Raw genomic sequence first — 23,788 nt, 5'->3', positions numbered from 1 at the left:
TTATTGTGGGAAGATTTACTTTATTTTCTCCGGAAGTTGAGTTTTGGTCCAGTCTCTTTAAATTATATGCTATCTTAAATTCAGAATAGAACATTATAACTTATAAAACATTGCTAGAAATTGATTCGACTTTACTATCCTATTTGTTCAGAGTTTATTTCCTTTTGCTATAAAGTTTGAATTTCTTTTGTTTTTTCTACTCTTTTTCCGAATAAATAGATAGAAGCATCAAATCTAGTAAATTAGATTAAAAAATGTGCTATAATGAGAGGAGAAGAAACATGACTGTACGTCATCCGGGCATTAGCCCAACCAATGACTTGGTTGCTAAGAAAATCTTTAGCAATCCAGAAATCACTTGTCAATTTATTCGCGATATGTTGGACTTGCCAGCAAAAAATGTGACCATTTTGGAGGGAAGCAACATTCACGTCTTGCCTTCCTTACCGTACTCGGCACAGGATTTCTATACCAGTATAGATGTTTTGGCGGAGTTGGATAATGGAACACAAGTAATCATTGAGATTCAGGTACATCATCAGAATTTTTTCATCAATCGCCTGTGGGCTTACTTGTGCAGTCAGGTCAATCAAAACCTAGAAAAAATTCGCCAGCAAGAGGGCAATACTCACCAGAGTTACAAGCATATCGCACCAGTTTACGCAATAGCTATTGTGGATAGCAACTACTTCTCAGATGACTTGGCTTTCCACAGTTTCAGCATGCGCGAGGATACGACAGGTGAGGTTTTAACCATTACCAATAACGGTCAAGAAAACCATCTAGTCAAGATGGCATTCTTGGAATTAAAGAAATACAGAGAAACCAGCAAAGACGAGGTTCGTAAGCCATGGTTGGAGTTTTTCGGTAACAAGCCCTTTACTCAAGAACCCGAGCGAGCCATCAGCCAAGCAGACCAACTGCTGGACTACAAGAGCTGGTCCGAGGAGGACAGAAAAATGTTTAGTCAACTACGTATGCGCGAAGAACAAGCCTTGTTAGCGCAGGACTATGCCTTGGAAACCGCTAGGGCTGAGGGGGTTGAACAAGGACTGGAGCGTGGTCTTGAACAAGGACTGGAGCGTGGAAAAGTTGAAGGTAGTTTGTCTATGCTACTAAATCTCGTTCGCCAAGGTCTTCTGACATCTGAGGTTGCCAGCCAGCAGTTAGGAATGACAGTTGCTGAGTTTGAGGAGCTATTGAAAGACCATTGTAAATAAGAATAATAAAAATACAGAGAAACCAGCAAAGATAGCGTTCGCAAGCCGTGGTTGGAGTTTTTTGGGAACAAGCCCTTTACTCAACAACCCGAGCGAGCCATCAGCCAAGCAGACCAACTGCTGGACTACAAGAGCTGGTCCGAGGAGGACAGAAAAATGTTTAGTCAACTACGTATGCGCGAAGAACAAGCCTTGTTAGCACAGGACTATGCTTTGGAAACCGCTAGGGCTGAGGGGGTTGAACAAGGTTTAGAACGTGGAAAACTTTTTGCCTTCTTAGACATGGTTCGTCAACATGTTTTAACTTCTGAATTTGCCAGCCAGCAGTTAGGAATGACTGTCGCTGAGTTTGAGTCACTCTTGTAAACGAGCGAAAATGTTTAGCTAGCTATCTTGCAAAAAATAAGTAGAGTTTATAATCCAAATACTTTTTAATACCAAGAATAAGCAGAGCCGGTTTTTCTAGGATATTTGGGTTAAGACGATTGTCTTGAATGCCTTAGGGAAACATGCTATACTACTTGTATGATTATTTTACAAGCTAATAAAATTGAACGTTCTTTTGCAGGAGAGGTTCTTTTTGATAATATCAACCTGCAGGTTGATGAACGAGATCGGATTGCCCTTGTTGGGAAAAATGGTGCAGGTAAGTCTACTCTTTTGAAGATTTTAGTTGGAGAAGAGGAGCCAACTAGCGGATAAATCAATAAGAAAAAAGATATTTCTCTGTCTTACCTAGCCCAAGATAGCCGTTTTGAGGTTGTAGATAAGACTGACGAAGTCAGTTACATATATCTACGGCAAGGCGACGTTGACGTGGTTTGAAGAGATTTTCGAAGAGTATTATTTTTAAAAAATCTTTCCAGAAACTAGTTGCTAAATAGGGTAAAAATTGATAAAATAAGGAATGTCTAAAAAATTTTAAGGAGAATCTAGCAAATGGATTTCACATGGGCACTGAAGTATGCCACTGAATTTTTGGGAACTGCCATTTTGATCATTCTTGGGAATGGTGCAGTTGCCAACGTTGAACTTAAAGGTACGAAAGGTCACCAAAGTGGCTGGATCGTCATCGCTGTTGGTTATGGTATGGGGGTTATGATCCCAGCCTTGATGTTTGGTAACGTATCTGGGAACCACATCAACCCTGCCTTCACTCTAGGTCTTGCAGTTAGCGGTCTTTTCCCTTGGGCACAAGTGGTACCTTACATTATCGCGCAAGTCTTGGGGGCTATCTTTGGTCAAGCCTTAGTTGTAGCAACACACCGTCCATTCTACTTGAAAACTGAAAACTCAAATAACATCTTGGGAACTTTCTCAACTATTTCAAGTATTGACCATGGTACAAAAGAAAGTCGCTATGCAGCAACTGTCAATGGTTTTATTAACGAGTTTGTTGGTTCATTTGTTTTGTTCTTTGCAGCTCTTGGTTTGACTAAAAACTTCTTTGGTGCTGAAGTGCTTCAATACATGAAACAAATGGCAACACAAGCAGGACAAACAGTTGATTTTTCTGACTTGGCTATTAAAGCACAGGTGGCTCCACACACTGCTTCAGGACTTTCTGTGGCTCACTTGGCACTTGGATTCCTCGTTATGGCTTTGGTAACATCACTTGGAGGACCTACAGGACCTGCCTTGAACCCAGCTCGTGACTTGGGACCACGTCTCCTTCATGCTTTCCTTCCAAAATCAGTTCTTGGTGAGCATAAAGGCGATTCAAAATGGTGGTATTCTTGGGTACCAGTAGTAGCACCTATTGCAGCAGCAATTGCGGCAGTAGCTGTATTCAAATTCCTTTATCTCTAAGAAATAGCTCCTTTAACATTTGAGTGAGCACCATCTATAAGTAAGAGAGGACCAGATTGGTTCTCTCTTTTTGATTTTTTAGGGACATGAAAGAAAATCGAAACAAACTCCTCTCCAGCAGTGGTTTAGAAGTCTTAGTAGGCTCTTCCAGCTTCAATGGGCTATTATAGTAGGTTGCAGTTGAAATAATAGACCCTTGTTTCTAAAACATTGTGAGAAATTGGTTTGAATTCCCCAATAAAATTGTGCAGTTTTCATTCTACTATATATTATCGGAGATGGGTTCCCTATCTGTTAAGTCTGCTTTATAGTGGGTTGAGGTTGGAATAGTCCGCCCTTCTTTCTCAAACACTGTGAGGAATTGATTTGCCTTCCTCAACAAAATGTTCAGTTTTTATTTCATTTTGCAATAAAATAAGCGATTAGGGGGGCTATTCTTCGACCGACATTGGCTCTGCTGTGTCCTATGATTGTTATCGTTTTATCTGCAATCTTATACTCAATGAAAATCAAAGAGCAAACTAGGAAGCTAGCCGCAGGTTGCTCAAAGCACTGCTTTGAGGTTGTAGATAGAACTGACGAAGTCAGCTCAAAATAGTGTTTTGAGGTTGTAGATGAAGAGGTTGGGCAAAAACTCGATTTTAGGAGAAAATGAAGTAAATCTTCCCACAATAAAACGTATAGTACCAAGGTTTCTCAAGACCTGATACTATATGCTTTTCTGATTGCAAAGACTTTTTGACCAGTCTCAACTATACCTACGGTAAGGCGATGCTGACGTGGTTTGAAGACATTTTCGAAGAGTATTAAACCGATGTTGTGAGTAACTTATACTAGCTACCTAGTTTGCTTTTGTAGTATAAACCAGAGAGTGTTTACATTCTCAGCAAGTGAGTGGATGAATAATGCTGAAAACTCCTTGAAGGATAAGTCTATTTAGTACTTTCTACTAGCTAGCTAAATTTTTACCAAGAATAATTCACAAAAACGTTGTAAAACACTTGCAATTTAGCTGAAATTTGATAAAATAGTAAGGAAAGTTAGACTGTATTGCCTACTGTCTATCTATAAAATATATTTTATTGGAGGCTTTTACTCAAATGGCAAAAGAAAAATACGATCGTAGTAAACCACACGTTAACATTGGTACTATCGGACACGTTGACCACGGTAAAACTACCCTAACTGCAGCTATCACAACTGTTTTGGCACGTCGCTTGCCTTCATCAGTTAACCAACCTAAAGACTATGCGTCTATCGATGCTGCTCCAGAAGAACGCGAACGCGGTATCACTATCAACACTGCGCACGTTGAGTACGAAACTGAAAAACGTCACTACGCTCACATCGACGCTCCAGGACACGCGGACTACGTTAAAAACATGATCACTGGTGCCGCTCAAATGGACGGAGCTATCCTTGTAGTAGCTTCAACTGACGGACCAATGCCACAAACTCGTGAACACATCCTTCTTTCACGTCAGGTTGGTGTTAAACACCTTATCGTCTTCATGAACAAAGTTGACTTGGTTGACGACGAAGAATTGCTTGAATTGGTTGAAATGGAAATCCGTGACCTATTGTCAGAATACGACTTCCCAGGTGACGATCTTCCAGTTATCCAAGGTTCAGCTCTTAAAGCCCTTGAAGGTGACTCTAAATACGAAGACATCGTTATGGAATTGATGAACACAGTTGATGAGTACATCCCAGAACCAGAACGTGACACTGACAAACCATTGCTTCTTCCAGTCGAAGACGTATTCTCAATCACTGGACGTGGTACAGTTGCTTCAGGACGTATCGACCGTGGTATCGTTAAAGTCAACGACGAAATCGAAATCGTTGGTATCAAAGAAGAAACTCAAAAAGCAGTTGTTACTGGTGTTGAAATGTTCCGTAAACAACTTGACGAAGGTCTTGCCGGAGATAACGTAGGTGTCCTTCTTCGTGGTGTTCAACGTGACGAAATCGAACGTGGACAAGTTATCGCTAAACCAGGTTCAATCAACCCACACACTAAATTCAAAGGTGAAGTCTACATCCTTACTAAAGAAGAAGGTGGACGTCACACTCCATTCTTCAACAACTACCGTCCACAATTCTACTTCCGTACTACTGACGTTACAGGTTCAATCGAACTTCCAGCAGGTACTGAAATGGTAATGCCTGGTGATAACGTGACAATCGACGTTGAGTTGATCCACCCAATCGCCGTAGAACAAGGTACTACATTCTCTATCCGTGAGGGTGGACGTACTGTTGGTTCAGGTATGGTTACAGAAATCGAAGCTTAATTCGATTTAGTTCCCAGAAGAACAATTATTTAAGTCAGACACTAAAAGAATCTTGCTTTGCAAGGTTCTTTTTTTCAGGTATTGAACTAATATTCAATGAAAATCAAAGAGCAAACTAGGAAGCTAGCTGCAGGCTGCTCAAAACACCGTATTGAGGTTGTAGATAGAACTGACGAAGTCAGTATCATATACATACGGCAAGGCGAAGCTGACGCGGTTTGAAGAGATTTTCGAAGAGTATAAAATTGAATTGCTTATAAAAAAGCTCCATACACTAGATGTGTATAGAGCAATGGGGGATTATTTGATATAGAGTTCTTGGTTTTTCAAGACAATTTCTCGTACACTTGTAAACTTTTTGAGTTTTTTGATTTCTTCTGGATGGGTTACGAGAGTAATAACATACCCTTCCTTGCCCATACGGCCAGTACGCCCAGCACGGTGAGTGTAAGTTTCGATATCTCTAGGGACATCAAAGTTTACAACACATTCGAGGCTATCGATATCAATTCCACGAGCCAAAAGGTCAGTTGCAAGGAGTAGGGTTAGTTGCTTATCTTTAAACTTTTCTAAGATGACTTTTCTAAATTTGACATTAACATCACTAGCGAGGGAAACAGCCAAGATATCACGATACTGTAATTTTTCTTCTGCACTTCCAAGGTCTGACAGGCTATTGAAGAAGACCAGACCGCGGAAATCCTCCACATGAGCTAGTTTTCGTAGCATATCCACTCGGTGACGTTGGTCTACCTGCATATAGAAATGTTGGATGTTGTCCAGTTTTTGGTCAGAGAGATCAATGGTACGTGTGTTTGGCGCAATCTTTTCTTGGTCAAACTTGGCCGTCGCACTCATGTAGACCAGTTGGTGGTCACGCGGTGCGTAGTGAGTGATTTTCTCTACAAAGTGTATCTGAGAATCATCAAGCAATTGGTCGAATTCATCCAGGATGATGGTTTCCACATTCATCATCTTGATTTTTTTCAATTTAATGAGTTCAAAGATACGGCCAGGGGTTCCAATCAGAATTTCTGGTCCTTTTTTTAGGCGTTCAATCTGGCGTTTCTGGCTCGAACCTGAAAGGAAGAGTTGGGCTGTCAAACCGATAGCTTCAGCCCACGTTTTACATACATCGAAAATCTGTCCAGCAAGTTCTGTATTTGGTGCTAGAATCAAGAGTTGCTGCGCTTTTTTCTTTTGTAGTCTGAGAAGACTTGGTAGGAGATAAGCTAGGGTCTTGCCTGTTCCTGTTGGGCTCACTCCTAGGAGGTTTTCTCCTGCAAGAATGGGCTCAAATAGTTGAGTTTGAATGGGGGTGAATTCTTGGAAACCGAGTTGGTCACTCAGTTCTTGCCATTCAGTCGGTAGTTTGGTTTTCATTTTTCTGCCTCAAATCTAATGCCAGCAGTCTGGCGCATGGTATATAGTAGCTCATGAACAGAGCCTGCATCATCCAGCCAAGTTTGGTAGAGATTCAGATCTGGTTGCTGGATCATGTGTGCAAATGCAGCGACTTCCTCAGTCATCGTATGAGGAGCCTGTTGGATAGGGAGCTGGACTTGATTGCCTTGGTGGTCGGTAACAATAGCTGAGCGGATATGCTCAATCGTGTTGAGGGTCAAGGTACCATCTGTTGTATAAATCTCGCAAGGAAGATTGGAAGTGATGTTTTTTCCAGCCTTGATGTGAACTTGATAGTCTGGGTAGAAGAGGATACCATCTCCATTTAGGTCAATACTATTGTCCAGTTGTTGCCCCAGATAGGTTGCGTCCTTAGCTTTTCCAAAGAGACGAACGGCAGCGTAGAGGAGATAAATCCCTAAATCCATGAGAGCTCCACCAGCAAAACGGGCTGAAAAGACATTTGGTGTCTGTCCAGATAACAAGTTAGGCATTTTGGAAGAATACTTGGCATAGTTGAAATCTGCTCCCAAAATTTGTTTGTCTGCTAAAAAGTTTTTGATAGTAGTAAAAGCTTTCTCATGGTAATTACGAGCTGCTTCAAAGATAAAACAGTGATTTTTTTTAGCTGTTTGAACCAAATCCAGCCAGTCTTGTGGCTGAGTGACAGCTGGCTTTTCAAGAATGACGTGTTTACCAGCAGACAAGGCAGTTTTTGCCTGAGCAAAATGCAAGGAGTTTGGACTGGCAATATAGACCACATCAAAGGAGCTCTTGAAGAAGTCTTCTAATTGATCGAATAGTTGGATATTCTCATAGTGAGAAGCAAAGGTTGCTGCGGTTTCAAGTTTCCTAGAATAGACTGCGACCAGCTGGTATTTTCCACTAGCATGGGCTGCTTCTATGAAGTGATGGCTGATAGCGCCAGTGCCGATGACACCTAATTTTAGCATAGATACTCCTTTTCCGATTTTAAATCCTTCTTTCATTATAACATAGATAGACGAGACTATCCAACAGGGGGTAAAAATTTTCAAATAAGCGATTAGCGATTAGCTTTCTTTTACGAATAAATAGATAGAAGCATAGAATCTAGCAAATCTAGATTAAAAAATGTGCTATAATAGAAGGAGGAAAAGGATGATTTTAAGACATCCGGGCATCAGTCCAACTAATGACTTGGTTGCTAAGAAGATTTTTAGCAATCCAGAAATCACTTGTCAATTTATTCGCGATATGCTGGACTTGCCAGCTAAAAATGTGACCATTTTGGAGGGGAGCAATATTCATGTCTTGCCTTCCCTGCCCTACTCGGCACAGGATTTTTATACCAGTATAGATGTTTTAGCTGAACTAGACAATGGCACGCAAGTTATCATTGAGATTCAAGTCCATCATCAGAATTTTTTCATCAATCGCCTATGGGCTTACCTATGCAGCCAGGTCAATCAAAATCTTGAAAAAATTCGCCAACGAGAAGGTGATACACACCAAAGTTACAAACACATCGCACCTGTTTACGCTATCGCAATTGTGGATAGCAACTACTTCTCAGATGATTTGGCTTTCCATAGCTTTAGTATGCGCGAGGACACGACAGGTGAGATTTTAACAATTACAAACAATGGACAAGAAAACCATCTGGTCAAGATGGCGTTCTTGGAACTCAAAAAATACAGAGAAACCAGCAAAGACAAGGTTCGTAAACCATGGTTGGAGTTTTTCGGCAACAAGCCCTTTACCCAAGAACCCGAGCGAGCCATCAGCCAAGCAGATCAACTACTGGACTACAAGAGCTGGTCCGAGGAGGACAGGAAAATGTTTAGCCAACTACGTATGCGAGAAGAACAAGCCTTACTCGCTCATGACTATGCCTTGGAACAAGCTGAAGAAAAAGGGTTGGAGAGAGGTCGTGCAGAAGGTATTGAACAAGGTTTAGAGCGTGGTCTTGAACGTGGACGAGCTGAAGGGATTGAACAAGGCATCGAAAAAGGTTTAGAACAAGGACTTGAACGTGGAAAACTTTTTGCCTTCCTAGATATGGTTCGCCAAGGACTTCTGGCCCCTGAGCTTGCCAGTCAGCAGTTGGGTATATCAGTATCTGAGTTTGAGGCGCTATTGAAGGACCACCATAAATAAGAAAAAAATACAGAGAAACCAGCAAAGACAAGGTTCGTAAACCGTGGTTGGAGTTTTTTGGGAACAAGCCCTTTACCCAGCGCCCCGAGCGAGCCATCAGCCAAGTAGACCAACTGCTGGATTAAAAATTAGGAAATATCGTGTAGAAAATAGTAACAGATTTTATCTCTTTGTGGGATGAAGTCTGTTTTTTTGTATGATGGGCAGGTCCTACATCTGAGTGGCAAGTTCTCCGTAGGTATCCGCTATCGGTTAATGCATAGCATATATGAATGAAATAAGAACTGAACAAATCAGTCAGGAAAGTCAAAGTAATTTCTATGAATGTTTTAGAAGTACTAGTGAACTATTCCAAATTCAATATCCTATAAACGAAAATCAAAAAGCAAGCCAGGAGACTTATGTAGGATAGCTCAAAATACTAATCTTAGATTGAGGATAAGAGTAGAATGATAATCAATGGATTTAGAACAAATATAATAAGCTGAAGCTGGGATAGTACAAGGGGCTTTTAAAATATTGTTATAAATTGATTGAAATTCCAAGACTAATTTGTTTGATTCTTGTTTTATTTTGTTTTAGTTGATCTTTATAGTGAGTTAAATTTAGAATAGCACATCATAGTTTCTAAAGCATTGTTAGAAAATACTTTAAAATCCTCTTATCAATTTGTTCATATTTTATTTCAATCTATTATATTTCCAAGCTTGATTATCATGAGGTAAGGGCTGAAAGCGCTCTAGGGATAGGAGTGATTTTGGAGATGAGAATCGTCAAAGGAAGGAATAAGGAGATTGTGGCTCTAGGAATAGGGGATAGTGAGATGAAATAAAAGCTGAACAATTCAATTTCTAACCAGCTAACCATTTAATCTTGTTGCAAATAGGTATCGGACAAGTTCCGTAAGTCTTAGACATTTTTTAGAAACTGATGATAAGCTCTTCCAATCAAAAAATAGGGAGGTTTTTTCAAACTAAAATTTGAATCCATACTTGGTTTCTAAATTATATTTAATATATTCACACTACTAAAAATCAGCCAATTATAACTATTATTATACTAAAATTTTCATAAATAAAGATATAGAAAAGTTATTAGTTTATAGGAAATAAATCAAAAAAGCGTATATCTATAATCAATATAATAAACATATGCTAAAAAATTCTCTAAAAATCAAGATTTTTGGATGATTAGATGGTAAATTCGGGGGGGGGGTATGGTATAATTATTACTAGACTGTACACTGGGTGCAGTGGGTTAAATAGTTCTATCAATACTATTTAATATCATGTGAGTTTGAAGATGATAAGGCTATTTTTGTTTTCAAAACAACTTACAAAAAAGGAGAAAAATTTCATGGACTTTGGAAAATATAACAAAGAAAAGGTTTTCCGATATTCGATTCGAAAATATCACTTTGGTGCTGCCAGTGTCGCGGTTGCGGCATTGATGTTCTTTGCTAACGGGGCAGTAGCAGCGCATGAACCCATCACTCCAGCTACGGCAAATGAAGTAGCTACGGTGGGTTCTGATGGAAAGGCAGACGGTGATTTAGGAAGCTCGGATGAGGGAGACTCGAACAAGGTTCTAACTGACCAGCCAGCTGAACTCACAGCAGCTGATGAGGTGAAAACGCAGGAAGCGCCAGCTGAGGAAACCAATCAAGGGCAAGCAGGAGCTGAATCTAACTCTGCTCAGTCCGAGACAAATCCAGCTAACCAAGAACCTTCTCAAGCAGGAGAAGTAAAAGAGCAAGAACAGCCGACCGTCGCTGATACGACAGCAGCCAAATCAACCCAAGGGAATCTGCAAGCTTTGTTGGCAAAACTAACGCTTAGCTCAATGCAGGAACTGCATGCTGAAGTGGAAGCGCGCCTAGCAGCAGCTAAGGCAGTTTTGGAAGATCCAAAAGCGACGCAAGCGCAGGTTGATGAGCAAGCAAGAGCTATGGAAGCTCTAATTCGTCGTGTTAATCAAGCCTTGGAGCCATCGCAACCAAAATTGATAGACTTGGGAGAAGCAGATTCGGCAAATAATAAGCTGGTCGCTTCAGAAGGATCTGTGACCGAGCGAGCAAGCAGAGGAAAGCGTCGTAAAAGAGAGGAAGTGATCGAGCCTGAGTCAGTTGCAAACCAAGTTAGTCCAACTGATGCAGGAAAGGAGACGGCTCCTGAAGCTAGCTCTCAAACGAATCCTAAAAGACGTGGTAAAAGAACTGAAAGCGTAGAACAACCTGCGACTGAAGCAAAAGAAACACCGAAACAATTGTCAACGTACACAAATGGTTCAGGTACTTATGCATTAAAAGATGAAATGGATAAAATCGTTGCTTATTTAAGAAAAAATGGTGGCGATGAGACAAAAGTAGCGTTAATCAAAGCAAATTCCGACAAGTTAAACGAAAAACTTGGACTTGCTGACGAAGATGGTGTGATATCAGAAGAAGACTTCAATAAAGCGCTGCAAGATCTTGACTATGCTCGTGCTACTATCGAAGGATTTTTAGAGGATAAGGAAAATGGTGGTAAAACAGAAATACCTAAGCCTGAAGCGATACTAAACCGTCAAGAGCGTTCGGTAGCTAATAATGGTTCAACTTCTTATGATAATAGTAAGGTTAACTATTTCGAAGATGGAAAACATGGTGCGTCGCCTTACTTAAAATATACTTATGTATATTACAATAGGGTACAAAGAGGTGTAGCTGTTGATAATGTAGACCGTTCTGTTTCAGAGGGGAAAGGATATATCTATGCCGATGTAACACCTACTAAAACTGGATTCAGATGGGATTTATATATTAATCAAGGTAACCATCAATTAGCAGGATCTGGGTTCTGGTTTACAGTACCTAAGGATCAAAGATACAAAGCTAATACAGCTACGGCAGAGCGCATTTCACCAGGGAAAACATCAGGTACAGCAGAATCACCGAATAGCGATACAATTTTAGATATGTTGAAACTTGATTACTTAGGGTTTGATAATGAAACACAAGGTAACAATAATCAAACAGGTATCACAAGAAAAGGTAGAATGTTAACTGAATTAATGGAAGTAGGTTCACTAGATAGATTAGCAAGACAAGTAAAAGGTTCGGCTTTATATAATAGGTCGAAAGAAACTTCTGCAGAGCGAACACTAGCCGATAATAAATTTAACATCATTAATGGCAAAGATAGTAATCTGTATTATTTTGAAATGCCGGATACAAAAGATAGTTATCACCTGAGTTTTGAAACGACGGGTAACTATCACAGGATAGGTGATTTAGCTTATGCGGTTGGTTCTAAGGGGACGAAACAAGAAGACGGATTAACTACTATTTACCTTGTTAACCAATGGTCTGCAAAAACACCAGCAGAATCACAAGAGATTGATAAATATCCATTCTCGATTAAAGGAAGTGGAGATTTCTTAGTTGATCAAGATAGAATTTATTCTACTGCTTTTTCAGGATATGGTGCCTCTTTAGGTGGAAACTTATATTCTGGAGGAGATATAGTTAATAAACCATTTGATCCTCGTGCGAACGGAGTTATCTCATATGGAGGAAATAGTTCTAATCCAGATCAACAACGTAAGATTGATTTTTATTCTTATCTTGAATACAAAGATGGAGCTGAGACTACAGAAAAAGGGAAAAAAGATGTTATTCTTAATGGAGTAGACCAAACTTTTACTTTCTATAGAGAAAATGGTACAGAAATTTCTGGAATCGACTTATCAAAAGAAGTAGCGTCGACTCCTGGTAAACATTCTTATTTCTACATTCGTAGGATGGGTGATGGTTCATCAGATAAAGGAAGTTTCAGATTTATTACGAAACCTAAAACGCCTAATTTTACAGGTGATGTAGGATTTGTTGGTGAGTCTAGAGCGTTAACAGCTTCTAATGGGACTAATGGTATCCCTATGACTTTATACCTTCAAGTGCCAGGTGAGGCTAAGGCAAGAGAAATAGATACACAAGTAGCTAACACTAGAGGAGAAGTAACTTTTAAAACTACTACAATAGAAAAAGGAACTTATTTTGTTCGTTCTGTTGTTCCAACAGGTGGACATGTTGACTACAGTGGGAACAAACACCAAACTGTGGATTCTGAAAAGTCAACAGAAAAGCAAGCAATAGTAGCACCGAAAGTAAAAGTAGGAAATATTGAATTGTTGCCAACAAGTACGGCAGCAAATGCACAAGTATTATATACAGTAGTCCAAGGAGAACGATTCCGTCCGCGTATTGAGGTATGGGATGATGCTGGGAAGTTAAATAAATTTACAATTTCTAACTTACCTTCAGGTGTTACAGCTAATGCCAACTTTACACCGCAAAATAATGCGACTGAACGAAATACTTTTGACGCAGTATTCAATGGAAGTGTTCAGGAAAATCAAGCTGTAGGTTCATATACAGCTAAGATAACGGTTGCTGATGAATCTAATAAAGAAAAAGATTATTACTTCAAATATGAAGTTGTTACTCGTGATACAGAAGCACCAACTGTAACGATGAATGGAAAAGCATTAACTGAAACTGCGACAGATAATCGTTTTGCTATTTATCGAGGAGCAGCATTTAATCCGACATTTGTTGTTAATGATAATTCTGGAACAACGACATATCTTAAAGTGAATGATACACCTAATGGTGTATGGTTTAACAAACAAGGAAGTAGTGATTTAGCTAAAGAGGGGACTATGCGAAATGGTTCTGCTGAGGCAACGTACCAAATTTCACACGATAATGTGGTAGAGGCGAGTGCCCCACTGGGTACACATGAAGCAAATGTTGTAGTAAGAGATGCTCGTGGAAATGAAAAAACATATAAATTCCAATATACAGTAGTAGATGTACAAGCGAAAAATACACCTAAAGATGTTGCGGTTAATTCAACACTAGGGGAACCACAAGATTACTTAAAAGTGGTTGATAATAGCTCAGGAACTGAAGCGTCTAAGTATCTTCCGGATAAGGTTACCTATACTTGGAAAGAGGGAACAACAACTAAAGCGAATAATACAAAATTAGACACAGTAGGCACTGTTACTAAATACAAAGCAACAGTGAATATACCTAACAGTACGACTCCTGTTAAAAAGACAATTGATGGCAATGAATATACGATCTATGCCCCAACAAGTGTGGAAAAAGCTATTACATTCAATGTTCAAGATACAGTAGCGCCAACGGTTAAATTAACAAATAAAGCAAACAACAATACTGAAGTTACATTAACGAATAATCCATCGGTTACAACTATTGATGTATATCGTGGAGCGATTGTTGAATTACCATTTAAGTATTATGATAATGCTAATACTGGTAAAGTAAATATTAGCTATGTATCTGGGCTTCCTACTGGAGTAAAATTCAATGAAAGTGAAACAGCTACTAGCGATGCTACTATTAACCAAAATGGTAAGACAGAATCTACTCCGGGAACTTACACTGTAAGAGGTAGAGTGGCTACAGATGCGCCTCTTGGAGTGCAGACAGTTACATTAAAAGTATCTGATGCTGCTAATGGTAATGTAGATCAAGATAATAAAAAAGAGGTTAAATTCAATATTCGTGTTTTAGATATTGATTTTGAAGGAAGATATTCATCAACTACTGGAGCTACGAAAATTGTTAAGGAATTAAGACTGAATGAGCAAACTTCAGATCCGAATGAATATTTAACTGCAATAACAGGAACAGATAGAAGGGATGGATTATTCCCGCAAGGTATGACATTCCGTTATATTACTGGAGCAAATAATAATGAATTTAAAACAAATTTAACATTCACTGCACCTGGGAAATATCTTGTAAAAGCGGGAGCGTTCTACCCAACAACTTATGTACCGACAAATGGTTTATCAACAACTCCAGCTAATGCAACAGGAGATAGACTTGATGAAATTAGAAATCGTACATATACGACTCGTGATATTGAATTCCATGTTAAACCAACAGCGCCGACTGTTACTGCTGAGGCTAATGGGGATGTAGTAGTAGCACATTCAAATCAACCGAATGTTAACACATTGAGCTTTACTTATACAGATAAAGATAATAGACAACAAACAGTAACAGCTACTAAGACAGGTAATACATGGGCATTGAATAATGCTCCTGCGGACGGTGTGACAATCAATGCTACTTCTGGAACTGTGACAATTAAAGATCGTCAAGTAAGAGATGCTACAGAAGTTACAGCTAAGGTAGAGGCACAAGGTATAGAAAGTATTGGTACACCTGCAACTTCACTAGCTGGCGAGAAGACTCCGCCTACATTTACTTTTAGTAATAAATATACAGAAGTTGTGAGTGGAGAACGTGTTGTTTATGTAACACCGACAGAGGATTTAGCGGGTGGTTCGATTACATTAGGAACTGTGAATGATAATTCTGGTAAGTTAAGAGAAGTTGTGCTATATCATGGTAATGGACGTGATACTCATATGGAATTTGGCTTAAATTACAACAAAAAATCTAGTGAGAACAATGTTGAGTTTAATGCGCCATATGATATTGAGATTACAGGGAAACTGCCAAAAATAAATTCAAATACAGGTCGTATATGGAATAACAATGACAGTGTTGTAACTCGTTATGTTTATGCCAAAGATGCTGCAGATAATGAGTTGAAAGATGTTAGCGATAATAACCAAAATCCAACTCGTGTGAAAATCAAAGTATTGACGCAAGCTGCTAAGTATGAACCTACTATCAACGCTCAAACACTTAAAAAAGATCTTACAGTAAGCGGTGTAAGTGTAACTGAAGCAGAATTTAATAAGATGAAATCAAACTTAACATTCTCTACAAATAGAGGAGATGTTAAGGTAGCATACAATTCTCCAGATATGAATATCACTATGAAAGAGAATGGTGCTATTAAGAGTGAGGGTGGTTCATATTACGTAGGAGCTACGATTACGTATCCAGATGGTTCAACTAAGGACATTCGAATACCAGTTGAAACTGCAGATAAGGTAGCCCCAACAGTTAAATTAACGAATCGAACAGATGCTGATAGAGTCGTAACATTAAATGCTAATGAATCTACTTCTCCAGTAGTGACTGTCTATCGTGGAGCTAATTTAAATCTACCATTAACATTCTTTGATAATGACTCAGATGGTAGAGTAAATCTTAAGTATGTAAGTGGTTTACCAAATGGAATTCAGTTTAATGGAACTAGTGATACATTAACAGAGACTGGAAAAACACAAGATTCAGTCGGAACGCATACTATCACAGGAAGAATTCCAGCGAATGCACAATTAGGACTTAGAACTGTAACGCTTAAGGTGTCTGATGGAAGTAATGGAGTTGATTCAGGGAATAAAACAGAAGTCAAATTCCGTCTGAAAGTAGTAGATTTAGATTTTGAATCATCACGTTCTAAACAAGCGAATCAACCATCAATTACAGTACCGGCAACTGCAGGGCAAAGTCTTGAAGATGCGAATAACTACTTAACGGTTAACGATGGGACAAATCGTCAAGATAATGGTAATTTCCCTAGTGGCATGACATTCCGTATGGTAAATGAAGCTGGTGAGGTTATTACAAAATTACCAGAAGCACCAGGACGTTACGTAGTGAAAGCTAGAGCATACTTCCCAGTTGGATATGCAGGAACTGAAGGGATTGGAACTGTAGTAACAGGGAATGCTGATAATCAGCTTAATGGACGTCGTTACATTGAAAAAACAATTAATTTTGAAGTCAAACCAACAGCACCAGTAGTAACGCCACAAGATAATGGTGATGTGATTATTACACATGGTAATGAGACGAATGTAAATCGTCTAAGAGTGACTTACACTACACAGGCAACTAATCCGCAAGAAGTAACCTATACTGCATCTAAAAATGGAGATACATGGTCATTTGGCTCAGGGACTCCAATTACAATTGATGGAGCAACAGGTACTGTTAAAATTAAAGACCGTTCTGTAAAAGATGGCTCAACAGTAAAAGTTAAAGCCTTCATGACTACAAATGGTAATCTTGAAAGTAGCGAGGCAACTGGAGTTGCTAAAGATGGAGATCATGTCTTCCCTACAGTTGAATTCCAAAATACGGAAGAAGATGCAGATGGAAATCGTGTAGTATACATCACACCAACAGAAGAAACTAATTTACCAGTGGCAACGTTTAATGATAATTCAAATAAATTATCGCAAGTAGGATTTGTTGAATATAATGGAAACTTTGCTGACTTAGGTGATGTGGGTATTGATTATGATAGATATCCAACAAATGGAGATACGATATACGAAGCACCGAAGACAGCAATTGTAACGGGTACGTTGAATAAATTACAAAAAAATGGAAGAGTATGGGCAAATGAAGACGTAATTATAACTCGTTATGCAAGTGCAATCGATGCAGCAGGAAATGATTTACACACAGTTCCAGGAAATAAACTTAATGATAAAGCCAGTCCAACACGTGTGTTATTCAAGGTTAGAACACAAGCAACTAAGTATACGCCAACGATAACAGTTCAACATCTTGGAAAAGATATTGCGCTAGATAATGCAACAGTGACTCAAGAAGAGTTTGAAGCCATGAAACAAAACCTTAAATTCACTACTACAAAAGGTGATGTAAAAGTAGCGTATAATACTGCAAACATGATGATCTCTATGAATAATGGTGGTGCTATCACGCGTGATTCAACTAATAATAGTTACAAAATTGGAGCAACGATTACATATCCAGATGGTTCTTCGGAAACTATTGATATTCCGATAACTGCGCCGTCACAAAGAGACATTTACACACCAACAGCAGTAGAGAAAACAGTAGAAAAAGATAGTCAACCAGAAGCTAGAGACAGTATATCAAATGCCTCAAGCTTACCAGAAAATACAAGGATTGAATGGAAAGCAGGAACTTTAAATACATCAGCACCAGGAGTCAAACAAGCGACAATAACAGTAGCGTATCCAGATGGAACAAGTGAAGATGTAGAGCATGTTACAGTAAACGTTAAACCAAGTCAACCAGCAGTAACTCCTGCGGGTAACGGAGATGTTACAATAACTCCAGTGGATAAACCAAATGTTAATACACTAAAAGTAACTTACACTCCAGCAGACAACAACCAGCTTCAAGATAATGGTGATGTAACGAAAACGCCTCAAGCAGTTGCGGAGATTGTAGCTACTAAGGGTACTAATAACCAATGGACTATTACAACCGGTCAAAAAGACGGTATTAGTATAGATCCAAGCACTGGTGAAATCACACTGAAAGATGAAGTAGTAAAAGGTCAAGCAGCTGTAACAGCTAAAGTCGCAGCTCAAGGAGTAGAAAGTGATGACTCTGTGGCTCAAGTTGCAACTGGAGATCAAACAAATCCAGTTATCGGAGCTTCTTCGAAAATTGTAGGAGTAGGAACAAATGTTAATATTCCTCTTGACCTATCAGATGGAACAGGTGTAGGTATTGACGAAGGAAATATTAAAGTTACAGGATTGCCAACGAGTCTAAGCTATGACAAAGCTACTAAATCAATCACAGGAACTTTAGATTCAGTTTCTAAAAATGAAATTAAGGTAACTGTCTTAGATAAGAACGGTAATAAAGCAGAGAAGATGATTACGATTACTGCTGTTAAACTTAAACCTATCTTCGCTATTAAAGATGCAACTATTGAGAATGTTGATAATGCAGCTAACTTTGTAGAAATTCCTGAAGGGGTTACGTTAACTTCTGCATCATGGAAAGATGGCGACAAACCAACAACAGCGACAGTAGGAAGTACAAATAAAACTGTAGAAGTTAATCTAGATGGTGAAAGAACAGAATTGACTATTCCAGTAACGGTGTATCCAACTGTTACTCTTCGCAAAGTTAATAACAAAGAAGTGGCAACATACTATGAGATTGTTGGTAAAGCATTGACATCAGCTTTATGGGGAACTAGAGGTAGAACACAACCTCCTACAGCAGACTTCTATGTAGCATTTGAAGGAGACAGACCAGCAGGGACTACGGTTGAATTTGAGAATGGAGTGCCTCTAAGCATAGTAGCAGGAGAAATGGCACACAAAATAATTGTTACTTATCCAAATGGAACTGGTACTGTAGTAAAAACAGTTACTTTCAAAACATATAACTATGAGCCAAATTATCCAACAGGAAAAGAGTATTTTGAAACAGAAGTAGGAAAAGCATTTAAAAATACAAATGTCAATTCTTATGTCAAACCAAGTACTAATTTAAGTACTCCATCAAGAGTTTTCATCGGATGGGGGAATCATGGTTATGGTGCTTCTCCAGTAGATAAAGCACAAACAACTATAGGATTACGTGAAGAAAATGTCAATGTTCACTATGGAAATAGTATTTTAGGTCTACGTGGTGACGATAGTAATCTTTATAGTGAGCAAGACATCAAAGTTGCTCTAGCTGTTAAACCAAAAGCACCAACACTTCAAGGACAAGCAGGAACTAGACCTGCCGTTACGGTATCTAACCTACCAGAAGCTTCGCAATTAGCGTCAGGAGCAATTGTAAAAGTACAACTTAAAGACGCTCAAGGTAATGTTGTAGCAGAAAAAGAAGTTACAGCAGGGGAGGCAACAGTAACATTCGCGGCAGCTGACTACAAGAAAGACTTAACATTAGGAGAGCAACTAAATGCTAATGTCCTTGTCTCTGGAACATACAAAAAAACAGAAGGAAGTACACAAGTAGATACTGATTATGAAGTATCTTCTACTAATAGCGATTCGGTTACGGTTAAAAACTATGCTGACTTCTACAGAGATCAAGTCACTTATCCAACGAATGCTGAAAAAGTGACTTATGGTAATAGTGATATTGCTAATGGTAACTTTATAGATGCAGCCAAAGAGCGCTTTGTAGCTAAAATTCAAGAAGTTAATGCAAATAATAATAACTTACCTGCAGATGTAACTTATACTAAGGGAACTACGGATGATAAGGCGAAAGTAGCTACGATTAACTTCCCAGAAGATGGTTCTACTATTGACATTTCTCATACGCAAGTAGCCAAACCAACAGCACCGACATTTAATGCAACTGTAGGAAGTGGCGAAGATGCCAAACTAAGTGATGTGGATCGTACAATTTCTGGTACAGCCCTTGAAAGTGCTACGAAGGTTGTATTGACCTTACAAACTGGTAGAACTGTTGAAATTGACGCTAATAATGGAAAAGACCCAGCTAATCTTCAACCAGGTGAAGGTGCACTGAAAAATGGTGTCTGGACCTATAAACTTCCAGATAATACCTACTTACGTCAGACAGACCAAACAGCTGAAATTGGATCGTCAGACCAACCTGTTAAAGTAAAACAAACTGTCTTTACTGCGGAAAGCGATGAAAGCAAGATTTATGTAGCCAAAGAGCGTAGTTTCGCAGGGAAAACCATTACAGCAGCTAAGGGAAGTCAAACTCTGACTGACTTGAAAACAGATGCTCGAAAAGGTATTAAATATACTGAAAAAGATGTAGAAAAAGACTTCCCAAGTGACTTTACAGCTACATGGAAAGAGACACCTGACGTTGAAACAGTTGGAACAAGAAAGTATAAGGTTCAATTAACTGAAACTTCTGCAACCGGCACAAATAAAGTCGGCGAATACGATGTAACGATTACAGTGACAAATCCAGCACCAGCAGCGTTGACTTATGAGAATAAACAAAATGGTGAAACTGTTGTAACTATTCCAGAAGATGCAGACGAAGTAGTATTTACTGTTCCTACAACTGATACAAATGTAAATACAATAACTGTAAGTAAAGCGAATGGCTGGACAGCAGATGGTATTGAAAAACGTGGAAATACTTGGGTCTTCCCAGCGAACTCAGTACAAGGAAATCGTCAAGTAACAGCAGTTGCGACAGCGGGAAGTGGTGATACGAAGAGTGCGCAAACACCAACGTCGATTTCAGCGCCTGCACATACAGTGACGACTAAGACGATTACAAAAGTAATCGGTGAAAATCCTACGAATGCAGAGTTACTTGCTGCGGTAAATGTAGATAACAAAGCATCAGCTGCACTGAAAGAAGGAACACAATATCCAACTACAGTAGGTAGTCATAATCTTGACGTTGTTATTACTTATGCAGATCAAAGTACAGAAAAAGTAACAGTTCCGTATGTGGTGAAACCAGCAGACAAGACAGCTCTGACGAATGCGAATAATGCCTTAGGAAGCGAAATCACAAGTGTACCAACAACAGCTGACAAGCCAGCAAGCAAAGTGACTGCCTATAACGACGCTAAGACAAAAGCAGAAGCAGCTAAGCAAGCAGCGGAAGCTGTAATAGCGGACGATAATGCGACACCAGAAGCTGTTCAAGCAGAGCTAGCGAAAGTAAACGCAGCCAAAGACGCGTTGAAGAAAGCAGAAGATGCAGTAACCGCAGCAGCTACAGAAACAGCGAAAGCTAAATTAGCAGAAGACAACGCGAAGTTAGATGAAGCCGTAAGTACAGAAGGTAAGACACCAGAAAGTATTAAAGCTTACGAAGCCGCTAAGAAAGAAGCAGAAGCCGAAGTTACAGCAGCTAAGCAAGCAGCAGAAGCCGCAAAAGCTAAAGGTGCCGATGCGACAGCAGCAGAAGTTCAAGCAGCGCAAGAAAAAGTAACCGCAGCTCAAGGTAAGTTAGACAAAGCGAAAGAGAAGTTAGTCGATAAAGCAGACAAGACAGCTCTGACGAATGCGAATAATGCCTTAGGAAGCGAAATCACAAGTGTACCAACAACAGCTGACAAGCCAGCAAGCAAAGTGACTGCCTATAACGACGCTAAGACAAAAGCAGAAGCAGCTAAGCAAGCAGCGGAAGCTGTAATAGCGGACGATAATGCGACACCAGAAGCTGTTCAAGCAGAGCTAGCGAAAGTAAACGCAGCCAAAGACGCGTTGAAGAAAGCAGAAGATGCAGTAACCGCAGCAGCTACAGAAACAGCGAAAGCTAAATTAGCAGAAGACAACGCGAAGTTAGATGAAGCCGTAAGTACAGAAGGTAAGACACCAGAAAGTATTAAAGCTTACGAAGCCGCTAAGAAAGAAGCAGAAGCCGAAGTTACAGCAGCTAAGCAAGCAGCAGAAGCCGCAAAAGCTAAAGGTGCCGATGCGACAGCAGCAGAAGTTCAAGCAGCGCAAGAAAAAGTAACCGCAGCTCAAGGTAAGTTAGACAAAGCGAAAGAGAAGTTAGTCGATAAAGCAGACAAGACAGCTCTGACGAATGCGAATAATGCCTTAGGAAGCGAAATCACAAGTGTACCAACAACAGCTGACAAGCCAGCAAGCAAAGTGACTGCCTATAACGACGCTAAGACAAAAGCAGAAGCAGCTAAGCAAGCAGCGGAAGCTGTAATAGCGGACGATAATGCGACACCAGAAGCTGTTCAAGCAGAGCTAGCGAAAGTAAACGCAGCCAAAGACGCGTTGAAGAAAGCAGAAGATGCAGTAACCGCAGCAGCTACAGAAACAGCGAAAGCTAAATTAGCAGAAGACAACGCGAAGTTAGATGAAGCCGTAAGTACAGAAGGTAAGACACCAGAAAGTATTAAAGCTTACGAAGCCGCTAAGAAAGAAGCAGAAGCCGAAGTTACAGCAGCTAAGCAAGCAGCAGAAGCCGCAAAAGCTAAAGGTGCCGATGCGACAGCAGCAGAAGTTCAAGCAGCGCAAGAAAAAGTAACCGCAGCTCAAGGTAAGTTAGACAAAGCGAAAGAGAAGTTAGTCGATAAAGCAGACAAGACAGCTCTGACGAATGCGAATAATGCCTTAGGAAGCGAAATCACAAGTGTACCAACAACAGCTGACAAGCCAGCAAGCAAAGTGACTGCCTATAACGACGCTAAGACAAAAGCAGAAGCAGCTAAGCAAGCAGCGGAAGCTGTAATAGCGGACGATAATGCGACACCAGAAGCTGTTCAAGCAGAGCTAGCGAAAGTAAACGCAGCCAAAGACGCGTTGAAGAAAGCAGAAGATGCAGTAACCGCAGCAGCTACAGAAACAGCGAAAGCTAAATTAGCAGAAGACAACGCGAAGTTAGATGAAGCCGTAAGTACAGAAGGTAAGACACCAGAAAGTATTAAAGCTTACGAAGCCGCTAAGAAAGAAGCAGAAGCCGAAGTTACAGCAGCTAAGCAAGCAGCAGAAGCCGCAAAAGCTAAAGGTGCCGATGCGACAGCAGCAGAAGTTCAAGCAGCGCAAGAAAAAGTAACCGCAGCTCAAGGTAAGTTAGACAAAGCGAAAGAGAAGTTAGTCGATAAAGCAGACAAGACAGCTCTGACGAATGCGAATAATGCCTTAGGAAGCGAAATCACAAGTGTACCAACAACAGCTGACAAGCCAGCAAGCAAAGTGACTGCCTATAACGACGCTAAGACAAAAGCAGAAGCAGCTAAGCAAGCAGCGGAAGCTGTAATAGCGGACGATAATGCGACACCAGAAGCTGTTCAAGCAGAGCTAGCGAAAGTAAACGCAGCCAAAGACGCGTTGAAGAAAGCAGAAGATGCAGTAACCGCAGCAGCTACAGAAACAGCGAAAGCTAAATTAGCAGAAGACAACGCGAAGTTAGATGAAGCCGTAAGTACAGAAGGTAAGACACCAGAAAGTATTAAAGCTTACGAAGCCGCTAAGAAAGAAGCAGAAGCCGAAGTTACAGCAGCTAAGCAAGCAGCAGAAGCCGCAAAAGCTAAAGGTGCCGATGCGACAGCAGCAGAAGTTCAAGCAGCGCAAGAAAAAGTAACCGCAGCTCAAGGTAAGTTAGACAAAGCGAAAGAGAAGTTAGTCGATAAAGCAGACAAGACAGCTCTGACGAATGCGAATAATGCCTTAGGAAGCGAAATCACAAGTGTACCAACAACAGCTGACAAGCCAGCAAGCAAAGTGACTGCCTATAACGACGCTAAGACAAAAGCAGAA

8 protein-coding genes and 2 pseudogenes are annotated in these 23,788 nt (G+C 40.0%); 8 read left to right on the top strand and 2 right to left on the bottom strand.

The window, feature by feature from the left end; translation table 11 throughout:
- The first annotated feature begins 281 nt into the window (after positions 1-281).
- From OC530_RS05595 to OC530_RS05570, 6 genes and pseudogenes are all read left to right on the top strand, one after another.
- The gene (locus OC530_RS05595; protein ID WP_262080332.1) at positions 282-1,220 is read left to right on the top strand and encodes an Rpn family recombination-promoting nuclease/putative transposase; all 939 of its coding nucleotides are present in this window, start codon (positions 282-284) and stop codon (positions 1,218-1,220) included.
- A gap of 9 nt (positions 1,221-1,229) precedes the next feature.
- Positions 1,230-1,586, top strand: a pseudogene (locus tag OC530_RS05590) (hypothetical protein); the annotation flags it as partial.
- A gap of 159 nt (positions 1,587-1,745) precedes the next feature.
- Positions 1,746-1,919 (top strand): annotated as a pseudogene (locus OC530_RS05585) (ATP-binding cassette domain-containing protein); the annotation flags it as partial.
- 240 nt (positions 1,920-2,159) lie between these two features.
- Complete coding sequence (gene gla, locus OC530_RS05580; RefSeq protein WP_262080330.1) at positions 2,160-3,029, top strand: aquaglyceroporin Gla; 870 nt, start codon at positions 2,160-2,162, stop codon at positions 3,027-3,029.
- Between the two features lie 1,100 nt (positions 3,030-4,129).
- The gene (gene tuf / locus OC530_RS05575) at positions 4,130-5,326 is read left to right on the top strand and encodes an elongation factor Tu (protein WP_001040724.1); all 1,197 of its coding nucleotides are present in this window, start codon (positions 4,130-4,132) and stop codon (positions 5,324-5,326) included.
- A 96-nt stretch (positions 5,327-5,422) separates the two neighbouring features.
- Positions 5,423-5,548, top strand: coding sequence for a hypothetical protein (locus OC530_RS05570; RefSeq protein WP_262080322.1), 126 nt, complete (start codon positions 5,423-5,425; stop codon positions 5,546-5,548).
- Between the two features lie 78 nt (positions 5,549-5,626).
- On the opposite strand, the gene OC530_RS05565 is transcribed toward OC530_RS05570, so the two are convergent.
- Positions 5,627-6,709 carry a DEAD/DEAH box helicase gene (locus OC530_RS05565; protein WP_262080320.1) on the bottom strand — a complete coding sequence of 361 codons (1,083 nt, stop codon included), beginning with the start codon at positions 6,707-6,709 and terminating at the stop codon, positions 5,627-5,629.
- Positions 6,706-7,683, bottom strand: coding sequence for a Gfo/Idh/MocA family protein (locus tag OC530_RS05560; RefSeq protein WP_262080318.1), 978 nt, complete (start codon positions 7,681-7,683; stop codon positions 6,706-6,708). Before OC530_RS05560 ends, OC530_RS05565 begins: the two co-directional genes overlap by 4 nt.
- Before the next feature lie 187 nt (positions 7,684-7,870).
- On the opposite strand from OC530_RS05560, the gene OC530_RS05555 reads away from it, so the two are divergent.
- Together OC530_RS05555 and OC530_RS05550 are read left to right on the top strand one after the other, a co-directional pair.
- Positions 7,871-8,869, top strand: a complete 999-nt coding sequence (locus OC530_RS05555) for an Rpn family recombination-promoting nuclease/putative transposase (RefSeq protein ID WP_262080316.1) — start codon at positions 7,871-7,873, stop codon at positions 8,867-8,869.
- Positions 8,870-10,225: 1,356 nt separating this feature from the next.
- The coding region (locus OC530_RS05550) for a Rib/alpha-like domain-containing protein (protein WP_262080314.1) at positions 10,226-23,788 on the top strand (13,563 nt) is incomplete at its 3' end.

The sequence above is a fragment of the Streptococcus sp. Marseille-Q5619 genome (genome assembly GCF_946901205.1).
Lineage (GTDB): Bacteria > Bacillota > Bacilli > Lactobacillales > Streptococcaceae > Streptococcus.
This window is presented reverse-complemented; position numbering and strand designations above follow the sequence as displayed.